Here is a 10,068-nt window from a genome sequence, read left to right as displayed (position 1 = left end):
GGCAGGGCCTCTGGGCCCAGCGGCGCCAGGGCGGCCAGAAGCCCGCGCGCCAGGTCCTCGACGAAAGGCCGGTGGGCGGGGATCGAGAACCAGCGCGGCCCCGGGGCGTCGAAGGGGCCGGCCATGGTCAGGCGTCTCCCGCCAGACGAGCCTCGGCGGCGTCCCGCGCTTGTGGGTCGCCGACATGCATCCAGACCCCATCGGGCGCGACGCCGTGCACGCGGCCCTCGGCGGCCAGAGCCTTCCAGATCGGGGTCAGCGAGAACGGTCCGTCGGGGCCGTCGGCCACGATCCGGGGCTTGGTGATGTGGACGCCGACATAGACCAGCGGCGCGGTTTCGCCGGCGACCTTGAAGCGGATGGCCCCGTCGTCTTCCAGGAACACGTCGCCGGTGTCGTGGAAGCCCAGCGACTGCGTGGTCGAGGCCAGCATCAGGCAGACGTCCATGGTCGCCGGATCCCAGGCGCGGGCGACGGCCTCCATGGCCGAGGCGTCCTCGATCCAGATGGAATCGATATTGGCCACCCAGACGGGCGTGTCGCCCAGAAGCGGCAGGGCGTGCTTGACGCCGCCGCCGGTCTCCAAGGCCTGGGGCCGCTCGTCGGAGATGACGATGCGGGGCAGGGGGTGGGTCGCGGCGCGCCGGGCCAGGTGGGCCTCCAGCCGATCGGCGAAATAGTGGACATTGACCACGGCGGTCTCGACCCCGGCGGCGGCCAGGCGGTCCAGCATGTGGTCGATCAGCGCCTTGCCGTCCACCTCGACCAGGGCCTTGGGCCGGTCGTCGGTCAAGGGACGCATGCGGGTGCCCAGGCCCGCGGCCAGGACCATGGCGACTTTTGGCGCCTGTTGGGGGGCGGCGCTCATCGGCGGAACTCCGACGGGACGCAGCGGTCGAACCAGGCCTTCAGTCCCGCCATCGCCGGATCATTCAGATTGCGCTCCAGATAGCGCCAGGTGCGCGGCATGTAGGCCTCGTACTGCGGCCGGCCCAACAGGGCCTGGCGGGCGAACACCCGGCCCAGGATCCGGGCGGCGTTGGAGGCGGCCAGGGCGCGGTAGTCGGCGATGAAGGCGGCGCGGTCCACCCCGGGCCGGGCGGCCAGGTAGCGGTCGAGCATGGCCTGCTCCAGGTCCGGCGAGACGTCGCGGCGGGCGTCCTGCAGCAGGTGGGTCAGGTCCCAGGCGGGGTGGGCGCGCAAGGCGTCCTGGAAGTCCAGCAGGCCGACGCGGGCCACGCCGTCGCGGTCGGGCAGCCACAGCAGGTTCTGGGCGTGGTAGTCGCGGTGGGTGAAGACCGACGCCCCGGCCTCGCCGCGCACCCACACCGGGGCCCACAGGGCGTCCCATTCGGCCAAGGCCGCGTCGCTGAACGCCGGCAGGCCGGAGAACTTCGGCCAGAATTCCAGGAAGGTGTCGGTGGCGATCTTCAGGGCCAGGGTGTCGTAGGTCAGCAGCGGCCAGGCGACGCCGCCGTCAGCGGTCAGCACGTCCGGCGGGGTCTCGGCGTGCAGGGCCACCTGGACGTCGACAGCGGTCTCGTACAGCGGAACCTCGTCCTGGCCCTGCGCGATCAGGGTGGCGTAGAGGCCGTCGCCCAGGTCCTCCAGCACCGCCAGCCCGGCCTCGACGTCATGGGCCAGGATGACCGGGGCCGACAGCCCCCGCGCGCGCAGATAGGCGGCGGTGGCGACGAAGGCTGCGACCGAGCCGGCGGCCAGGCGGGCGGCGGCGTTGTAGCCCAGGGCCAAGCGTTCGGCGTCGCTGGCGCCGGGCGGGCAGACCACGCTTTCCAGAGCCGGCGGCTGGTCCATGAAGATGAAGGTCCGGTCGGCGCGATACAGCCGCTCATAGCTGCGGGTCGAGGCGTCGCCGCTCAACAGTTCGCGGCGGGCGTCGCCGAAGCCGTGGGCCGACAGGAAGGCCGCCTTGAGGGGTTCGCGATCAGAGCTCAAGCTTACGTCCTTCGAAGGTTCCATGCGGCGTGAGAACGGCGCGGCGCGCCTGGCCATCATCGCCCATGGGCTGGATGTCTATAGCGAGTCGGTCAGCCGGCAGGCGGCCTCGCAGGCGCTGGGGCCATTCGATCAGGGCCGCGCCGTCCTCCAGCGCCTCCTCCAGCCCGATCTCATAGGCCTCGTCCGGATCGGTCAGGCGGTAGAGGTCGAAATGGGCGATCGGGAAATCGGGGCCGTCATAGAACTGCACCAGGGTGAAGGTCGGACTGGGCACCTCCTCGTCGGGCGAGGTCAGGGCGCGGACCAGGGCGCGGGCCAGGGTCGACTTGCCCGCGCCCAGGGGTCCGGTCAGGCAGACGGCGTCGCCCGGACGCAGGGCCAAGGCCAGCTTTTCGCCCAAGGCTTTGGTGGCCGCCTCGTCGGGCAGGGAAATCTCGATCATCGCGGCGCCGCGTCGGCGGGCGGCGTGCGCTCGATGGCCTGGGGGGTGTTCATCCGTGGACTCTAGAGGGCGCGCCGCGCCGTTCCAAGGCGAGGCTCGCGCCAAATTTGACGGACCGCTCGCGACGTCGGACGTTAGGGGCCGGGGATGGAGGGAATTCTGACATGAAGCGTTTCGGCCTTTGGCTCGTCGCTATCGTATTGCTCGCCGCCGTCGGGGCGGGGGCCTGGGCCTACTGGAACTACGACCTGCGCTGGCGGCCCAAGACCGTCACCCGGAACCAGGCCGAGATCGCCAAGATCCTGGAGACCGCCGGCTGGGTGTCGCCGGGGCTGAAGGGTCCCAAGCTCTACATGGTCAGTTTCCGCACCTGCCCCGACTGCGTGCGCTTCAAGTCCGAGGAATATCCTGGCCTGCACAAGGCGGGCGTCGACACCCGGCTGATCGAGATCGCCCGCGCCGACCGCAACGGCGTGTCCAAGTCCACGCCCGCCGAGCGCGCGACCGTGGCCGAGCTGTGGGTCAACCGCAGCTGGGCGCTCTCGGAAAAGTGGGACGCCACGCCGGTCGAGGCCTGGACCGCAGAGGCCATCGCTCCCGCCGACGGCGATCTGGCCCGCACCGCCGTGATCGAGGCCGGCCGCAAGACCGTCGAGGACCTGCGGCCGCTGCTCAAGGCCAACGGCGTGAACTTCGCCTATCCGCTGCTGGTCTGGTGGACCCCGGACGGCAAGATGAAGGCCTGCGCCTGCGAGAAACGCGAGACGTACAGGTTCGTGCGGAAGGACCTGGGGGCCTAGGGGGGGCATGCCCTTGCGGCGTGTCCCCTTCCGGCGCGCCGCCCTTGGCCGGGGACACGCCGCAAGGGCGTGTCCCCGGGCGGACGCTGGTTCTTAGAAGTCCTGGGCGGTCGGGCGGACGGCGATTTCGCTGACGTCGACGTCAGCCGGTTGCTCCACCGCATAGGCGATGGCGCGAGCGATGGCGTCGGGGCCGATGGCGATCTGGTAGAACGCGTCGAGGTTCTTCAGCGACTCCGCGTCGGAGCTGCCGTGCTTGAGCTCGGTGTTGACCCCGCCGGGCGAGATGACGGTCACCCGGATCTTGGAGCCGACCTCGTGCCGCAGGCCTTCCGAAATGGCCGACACGGCGAACTTGGTGCCGCTGTAGACCGTGCCGCCCGGGCTGAAGACCTTGCGGCCGGCGATCGAGCTGATGTTGATGAACTGGCCCGAACCTTGGGCCTCGAACACCGGCAGGGCGGCGGCGACGCCGTACAGCAGGCCCTTGATGTTGATGTCGATCATCCTGTCCCACTCGTCGGTCAGGCGCGCCGACATCGGGGCGATGGCCATGTAGCCGGCGTTGTTGACCAGCACGTCGACCCGGCCGAAGGCCTGGACGGCGGCGGCGATCATGGCGTCGGCGTCAGCCTTGACGGTGACGTCGGTCTGGACGGCGATGGCTTGGCCGCCGCCGGCGGTGATCTCGGCGACCAGCGCCTGCAGCCGGTCGATGCGGCGGGCGGCCAGCACCAGGCGGGCGCCCTTGGCGGCCAGATGGCGGGCGGTGGCCTCGCCCAGGCCGCTGCTGGCTCCGGTGACGACGACGACCTTGCCGGAAATATTGCCCGAGATGTCTTGGGTGGTCATGGCGGATCTCCTTGTTCCGTGGGGCGTCCTCGCCCCGTGGCCAGAAGATGAGGGCTCGACCGCCCCTCGATAATCCTTGATAGTTTGAACGTTATTTCAAACAGGATTTGATAATGCAGCGCGACCTGCTGGACGGCGTCGTGGCCTTCACCACCGTGGCGCGGCGGCGCAGTTTCACTGTGGCGGCCGCCGATCTGGGCGTGACGCCGGCGGCGGTCAGCCACGCCGTCAAGCAGCTGGAGGCCCGGCTGGGCGTGGTGCTGTTCGCCCGCACCACCCGCGAAGTGGGCCTGACGGAGGCGGGGCGGCGCTACCTGCAAGGCGCCCAGCCGGCCGTCGAGGCGATGGAGGCCGCCACGGTCTCGGCGCGGTCGCTGGGCGAGGGACCGGCGGGCCTGGTCCGCCTGACCACCTCGCGCCTGGCCCTGCGCATGGTGCTGGCCCCGGCGGTCACCGACTTCGCCCGCGCCTATCCGGATGTGCAGCTGGAGATCGTCGTCGACGACACCTCGATCAGCCTGATCGAGGAGGGCTTCGATGTCGGCGTGCGGATGGGCGAGATGATCGCGCCCGACATGGTGGCCGTCCGGGTGTCGGCCCCGTTCCGGTTCTGCGTGGTCGGCGCGCCGGCCCTGCTGGAGCGCAGGGGGCGGCCCGAGCATCCGCGGGACCTGAAGGGCTACCCCTGCCTGAACGTCCTGCAGACCACGCGCCGCAACAACTATCGCTGGGAGTTCGAGGAGGACGGCCGCGAGTTCGAGGTGGCGGTCGAGAGCGCGATCAGCGTCAACGACTTCGACTTTCTGATGACGCGGGCGATGGACGGCCTGGGCCTGACCTACCAGCCCGAGCCCCTGGCGACGCCGCACGTGCTGGCGGGGCGGCTGGAGCGGGTGCTGGACCCCTATCTGGCGGGTCCGACCGCCTGGCATCTGTACTATCCCAGCCGCCTGGGCGCCTCGGCCCCGCTGCGGGCCTTCGTGGAGTTCATGCGCGGGCGCCTGCGCAAGCCGGGCCGCGCGTAGGGTCTTGCCCCCGCGAGCTCCCCCTTTCCCTGAAGCTTCTGGCGCGCTAACCCCCGTGGCGATGCCCACATCCATCCGCACCGCCTACCGAGAGCGCCTGGCCCAGGGCGAGATCAAGCCCGACGTCGCCCAGGCCGCCGCGGTCGACGCCCTGTCGCGGCTGGAGGCCGACCTCGACAACGCCGGCGAGCCGGGCTTCTCGCTGTTCGGCCGCAAGCCCAAGGGCCAGAGGGGCGTCTATCTGTGGGGACCGGTCGGGCGCGGCAAGTCCATGCTGATGGACCTGTTCTTCGACAGCGCCCCGGTCAGCAAGAAGCGCCACATCCACTTCCATGTGTTCATGGCCGAGGTGCACGAGCACATCAACGCCTGGCGGAAGGGCGACGCGGCCGAGCGCAAGGCGCGGTTCGGCCAGCACAAGGGCGACGACCCGATCGCGCCGACCGCCGACCTGATCGCCCAGGACGCCCGCCTGCTGTGCTTCGACGAACTGCAGGTCACCGACATCGCCGACGCCATGATCCTGGGCCGATTGTTCGAGGCGTTGTTTGCGCAAGGCGTGACCCTGGTGGCCACCTCCAACCGGCCGCCCGACGACCTCTATAAGGACGGCCTCAACCGCCAGCTCTTCACGCCTTTCATCGCGATGCTGAAAGAGAAGCTTGAGGTCGTGGCCGTGCGCGGCCCGGTCGATTTCCGCCTGGACCGGCTGCGCGCCGCCCGCACCTGGCTGGCGCCGGACGACAAGACCAACCTCGCCGCGTTCGACGCCCTGTGGGCCGACATGCTGGACGGGGCCGACGAGACCGGCGTCACCCTGGAAGTCCTAGGCCGCAAGATGCGCTTCCCGCGCGCCGCCGGCGGCCTGCTGCGCGCCTCGTTCGCCAGCCTTTGCCAGCAAGCCTTGGGCCCGCAGGACTATCTGGCGATCGCCGAGCGCTTCCACACCCTGTTCCTCGAGGACGTGCCGCTGCTGACGCCCGAGCGGCGCGACGCGGCCAAGCGGTTCAACACCCTGGTCGACGCCCTCTACGAGGCCGACGCCAAGCTGGTGGCCCTGGCCGATGGCGAGCCCGAGGCGCTGTATCCGGCCGGCGACGGGTCGTTCGAGTTCGAGCGGACGGTGTCGCGCCTGCAGGAGATGCGCTCGGCCGACTACGTGGCGCGGGTGAGGGATTAGGAGGACCCCATGAGCGTCAAAGACCGCGTCCGCGTCCACGAGACCCGGCTGCTCTCCGACAACTGGTATGTCCTGAAGACCACCACCTTCGACTGGAAGCGCCGCGACGGGACCTGGCAGACTCAGCATCGCGAGCACTACGATCGCGGCAACGGCGCGGTGCTGCTGCCCTACAACCTGGCTGAGCGCACCGTGCTGCTGGTCAAGCAGTTCCGCTATCCGGCCTTCGTCAACGGCTATGACGATCTGCTGATCGAGGCCGCCGCCGGCCTGTTGGACGACGCCGAACCGGAAGTCCGCATCCGCGCCGAGGTCGAGGAGGAGCTGGGCTATCGCCTCGGCGAGGTGACCAAGGTCTTCGAGGCCTTCATGAGCCCGGGCTCAGTGACCGAGGTCTTGCACTTCTTCGTCGCCCCGTACGACGCCTCGATGCGGATCGGCGACGGCGGCGGCCATCCCGACGAGGGCGAGGACATCGAGGTGCTGGAGCTGGCCATCGACGAGGCCCTGGCCATGGTCGCCGACGGTCGCATCCGGGACGCCAAGACCATCATGCTGCTGCAGCACGCGGCGCTGAGCGTGTTTCGAGACTGAACCCTTGCCCTGGCGGGAGCGGGGCTGAACGCTAGCCCTCCGTCAGCGGCGTCCAGACCTGGCAGACCAGGCCCTCGGCTCGATAGTCGACCTGGAGCGTGCCGCGCAGTTCGCTGATGATGCTGCGCTCGACCAGTCGCGAGCCGAAGCCCCGCCGGGTGGGCGTGATTACGAGCGGGCCGCCGGTTTCACGCCAGGTGAAGGCCAGGCCCTCGGCCTCCCGCCGCCAACTCACCGACAACCGGCCATCCCGCGAAAGAGCCCCGTACTTGGCGGCGTTGGTCGCCAGCTCGTGGAACACCATGCCCAGCGACAAGGCCATGCGGGCGGGCAAGTGCACGTCGGGGCCTTCCAGCGACACCCGCTCGGGCCCGTACGGTTGCAGTTCCAGTTCCAGGATATGGCGCAGGCCCGCTCCCGCCCAATGGCTGTCCGTCAGGGCGTTGTGGGTCTGGGACAGGGCCAGCAGCCGCGCCTCGAAGGCCTTGGCGAAGGCGGCGGGATCGGTGGCGCTCCTCAGGGTCTGCTGCGAGATGGCCTGGACGGTGGCCAGGGTGTTCTTGACCCGATGGTTCAGCTCGTCCAGCAGCAGCCGCTGCTGGTCCTGGGCGTGGACCTGCTCGGTGATGTCGACGCCTTCGACGAACACGCCCGACACCGAACCGTCGCTCTCGACGATCGGCTGGTAGACGAAGTCCAGATAGCGTTCCTCCAGCGGCGCATCGGGCGCGCGTTGCAGGCCGATCTTGATCTGGCGGCCGACGAACGCCTCGGCCGTGACCAGCACCTTGTCCAGGAGGTCGGGAAAGCCCTGCTCGACCACCTCGGGCAAGGCCTGGCGGATCGGCAGGCCGACCACGTCGCGATGGCCGATCAACTGCAGATAGGCGTTGTTGACCAGTTCGATTATGTGCTCGGGACCGCGCAGCACCACCATGAAGCTGGGCGCCTGCATGAACAGCCGGCGCAGTTGCAGGCTCTGGGCCTGGACGGCCTCGGCGCGTTGCAGGATGTCGTCGCCCAGCATGGTCGCGGCGGTCGGCGCGCGGCCGCCGAAAGCCACGTCCTTGAGCCGCTGGATTTCGGTCACGTCCTGGGTGTGCTGCAGGATGTAGGCGGTCTCGCCGCGCGCGTTGGCGATCGGCGTGTGGGTGGCGCTCCAGATCCGCGCCTCGAAGCCGCCGCCCAGGCGGGCCGGTCGCTGGATCGCGTATTCGATCAACGGCAGCATGTCGACTTGGCCGGTGTCGCGGCAGCGAAGCAGCGATTCCTCCAGCACCCGGCGGCTCTCGCCTTCGGACGGGAACGCGTCGAACAGGTAGCGGCCAGCGATGTCTTCCCACCGGCGTCCCACCACCGCCAGATAGGCCCGATTGGCGGCCGCATACCGCAGGTGGCGGTCAAGCATCATGTAGGGGCTGGGGATCCGGTCGAAGACGTTCTGGAAATCAATCGGCCCGGACATGCGCGGCGCCTCCCCCGCGCTCAGCGCCGATAACGTAAGGCCCAGTTTCCAGGTTCCCCCGTCAATAGTCCACGGCCTGAGAACGTTTCTCAACAAGGGCGGCCGCGTTGACACCCCCAACGTCGCGCTTAAAAGCATCCCGCAACGCACAAAGCCAAAGGGTTGGACGCAACCATGACCGACACCAGCGGGGGACTTCCCGACCGCCCTCTGTCGCCGCACCTGCAAGTCTGGCGCTGGCACATCACCATGGCCTGCTCGATCCTGCACCGCGCCACCGTGTTCGCCCTCTATGTCGGCGTCCTGCTGCTGGCTGGCTGGGCCGTGGCCCTGGCCTCGGGTCCGGACGCCTATGCCTGCTACACGGGGATGCTCGGCTCCTTCCTGGGCAAGCTGGTCCTGTTCGGCCTGACCGTCGCGGTGCTCTACAACATCGCCTACACCGTGCGTCAGACCGTCTGGGACGCCGGCAAGGGCTTCACGCCGAAGATCGCCGACATGTCCGGCGCGTGCGCGATCGCCTTCGCGGTGGTCGGCGCCGTCGTCGTCTGGGTCATCGCCGCCCAAACCGGAGCGCTCTGAACATGGCCGGTCCCTCTTCCTCCGCCCGCTACCGCACGCCGATGTCCCGCGCCCGCGGCATGGGCGCTTCGCACCATGGCGTCGGCCACTTCATCACCGAGCGCGTGTCGGGCATCGCCCTGATCCCGCTGGCCCTGTGGGGTCTGTTCGCCGGCCTGCGCCTGGCCGCCCTCGACTTCGACGGCGCCGCCATGTGGGTGTCGATCCCGCACAACACCGTCCTGCTCTGCCTGCTGATCGTCGTCGCCCTGATCCACCTGAAGGGCCAGGTGCAGGTGGTGATCGAGGACTATATCCCGGACTTCACGACCAAGACCGTGCTGGTCCTCGCCAATCTTTTCGTTTGCGTCCTCGGCGGCGCTCTTGGGGTCGTGGCGATCCTCAAGGTCGCCTTCACCGGAGCCTTCTGATGTCGGCCTACAAGTTCATCGACCACAAGTTCGACGTCGTCGTCGTCGGCGCTGGCGGCTCGGGCCTCCGCGCCGCTTTGGGCTGCGCCCAGGCCGGCCTGAAGACCGCCTGCGTGACCAAGGTGTTTCCGACCCGCAGCCACACGGTCGCCGCCCAGGGCGGGATCTCGGCCTCGCTGGGCAATATGGGCCAGGACGACTGGCGCTGGCACATGTTCGACACCGTCAAGGGGTCGGACTGGCTGGGCGACCAGGACGCCATCGAATATCTGACGCGCAACGCCCCGGCGGCGGTCTATGAGCTGGAGCACTGGGGCGTGCCGTTCTCGCGCACCGTGGACGGCAAGATCTATCAGCGCGCCTTCGGCGGCATGACCAAGAACTTCGGCGAAGGCCCGATCCAGCGCACCTGCGCGGCGGCCGACCGCACCGGTCACGCCATGCTGCACACGATGTATGGCCAGTCCCTGGCCCACGACACTGAGTTCTTCATCGAGTACTTCGCGCTCGACCTGATCATGGAAGACGGCGTCTGCCGGGGCATCACCGCCTGGAAGCTGGACGACGGCACCCTGCACCGGTTCCAAGCCCAGATGGTCATCCTGGCCACCGGCGGCTACGGCCGCGCCTACTTCTCGGCCACCTCGGCCCACACCTGCACCGGCGACGGCAACGCCATGGCCCTGCGCGCCGGCCTGCCGCTGCAGGACATGGAGTTCGTGCAGTTCCACCCCACCGGCATCTACGGCGCCGGCTGCC

At 69.4% G+C, this 10,068-nt stretch carries 13 protein-coding genes; 7 read left to right on the top strand and 6 right to left on the bottom strand.

What is annotated here, in order from left to right:
• From WAL33_RS16145 to tsaE, 4 genes are all read right to left on the bottom strand, one after another.
• Nucleotides 1–125 (bottom strand): hypothetical protein (locus WAL33_RS16145; protein WP_422182544.1); only part of this gene is annotated, 125 nt, incomplete at its 3' end.
• 2 nt (nt 126–127) lie between these two features.
• On the bottom strand, nt 128–868 hold the full coding sequence (gene murU, locus WAL33_RS16140; RefSeq protein ID WP_422182543.1) for an N-acetylmuramate alpha-1-phosphate uridylyltransferase MurU: 741 nt from the start codon (nt 866–868) through the stop codon (nt 128–130).
• Nucleotides 865–1,956, bottom strand: a complete 1,092-nt coding sequence (amgK, locus tag WAL33_RS16135) for an N-acetylmuramate/N-acetylglucosamine kinase AmgK (RefSeq protein WP_422182542.1) — start codon at nt 1,954–1,956, stop codon at nt 865–867. Before amgK ends, murU begins: the two co-directional genes overlap by 4 nt.
• A complete protein-coding gene (gene tsaE, locus WAL33_RS16130) occupies nt 1,946–2,401 on the bottom strand; it encodes a tRNA (adenosine(37)-N6)-threonylcarbamoyltransferase complex ATPase subunit type 1 TsaE (protein ID WP_422182541.1) in 456 nt (151 codons plus the stop codon). Before tsaE ends, amgK begins: the two co-directional genes overlap by 11 nt.
• Before the next feature lie 164 nt (nt 2,402–2,565).
• Between tsaE and WAL33_RS16125 the strand changes: the two genes are divergently transcribed.
• The gene (locus WAL33_RS16125; protein ID WP_422182540.1) at nt 2,566–3,201 is read left to right on the top strand and encodes a hypothetical protein; all 636 of its coding nucleotides are present in this window, start codon (nt 2,566–2,568) and stop codon (nt 3,199–3,201) included.
• A gap of 93 nt (nt 3,202–3,294) precedes the next feature.
• On the opposite strand, the gene WAL33_RS16120 is transcribed toward WAL33_RS16125, so the two are convergent.
• Entirely contained in the window at nt 3,295–4,053 is a 759-nt protein-coding gene (locus WAL33_RS16120; protein WP_422182539.1) for an SDR family oxidoreductase, read from the bottom strand.
• 113 nt (nt 4,054–4,166) lie between these two features.
• Here WAL33_RS16120 and WAL33_RS16115 point away from each other — a divergent pair, with 113 nt between their 5' ends.
• The 3 genes from WAL33_RS16115 to WAL33_RS16105 all read left to right on the top strand — a co-directional run bounded on the left by WAL33_RS16115 (nt 4,167) and on the right by WAL33_RS16105 (nt 6,852).
• Nucleotides 4,167–5,078 carry a LysR family transcriptional regulator gene (locus WAL33_RS16115; protein ID WP_422182538.1) on the top strand — a complete coding sequence of 304 codons (912 nt, stop codon included), beginning with the start codon at nt 4,167–4,169 and terminating at the stop codon, nt 5,076–5,078.
• A gap of 61 nt (nt 5,079–5,139) precedes the next feature.
• On the top strand, nt 5,140–6,258 hold the full coding sequence (zapE, locus tag WAL33_RS16110) for a cell division protein ZapE (RefSeq protein ID WP_422182537.1): 1,119 nt from the start codon (nt 5,140–5,142) through the stop codon (nt 6,256–6,258).
• Between the two features lie 9 nt (nt 6,259–6,267).
• Nucleotides 6,268–6,852: an NUDIX domain-containing protein gene (locus WAL33_RS16105; RefSeq protein ID WP_422182536.1), complete on the top strand. Its 585-nt coding sequence runs from the start codon at nt 6,268–6,270 to the stop codon at nt 6,850–6,852.
• 31 nt (nt 6,853–6,883) lie between these two features.
• Here the strand turns inward: WAL33_RS16105 and WAL33_RS16100 are convergent, their stop codons facing one another.
• Nucleotides 6,884–8,317, bottom strand: coding sequence for a sensor histidine kinase (locus WAL33_RS16100; RefSeq protein WP_422182535.1), 1,434 nt, complete (start codon nt 8,315–8,317; stop codon nt 6,884–6,886).
• Nucleotides 8,318–8,491: 174 nt separating this feature from the next.
• Here WAL33_RS16100 and sdhC point away from each other — a divergent pair, with 174 nt between their 5' ends.
• The 3 genes from sdhC to WAL33_RS16085 form a co-directional block, all read left to right on the top strand.
• Nucleotides 8,492–8,899, top strand: coding sequence for a succinate dehydrogenase, cytochrome b556 subunit (gene sdhC / locus WAL33_RS16095; RefSeq protein ID WP_422182534.1), 408 nt, complete (start codon nt 8,492–8,494; stop codon nt 8,897–8,899).
• A 2-nt stretch (nt 8,900–8,901) separates the two neighbouring features.
• The gene (gene sdhD, locus WAL33_RS16090; RefSeq protein WP_422182533.1) at nt 8,902–9,309 is read left to right on the top strand and encodes a succinate dehydrogenase, hydrophobic membrane anchor protein; all 408 of its coding nucleotides are present in this window, start codon (nt 8,902–8,904) and stop codon (nt 9,307–9,309) included.
• A partial coding sequence (locus tag WAL33_RS16085) for an FAD-binding protein (protein ID WP_422182532.1) occupies nt 9,309–10,068 on the top strand: 760 nt, incomplete at its 3' end. The genes sdhD and WAL33_RS16085, both read left to right, overlap by 1 nt.

The organism is Caulobacter sp., assembly GCF_049283275.1.
Lineage (GTDB): Bacteria > Pseudomonadota > Alphaproteobacteria > Caulobacterales > Caulobacteraceae > Caulobacter.
Note: the sequence above shows the minus strand (reverse complement) of the source record. Positions and strands in the feature narration are given on the sequence as shown.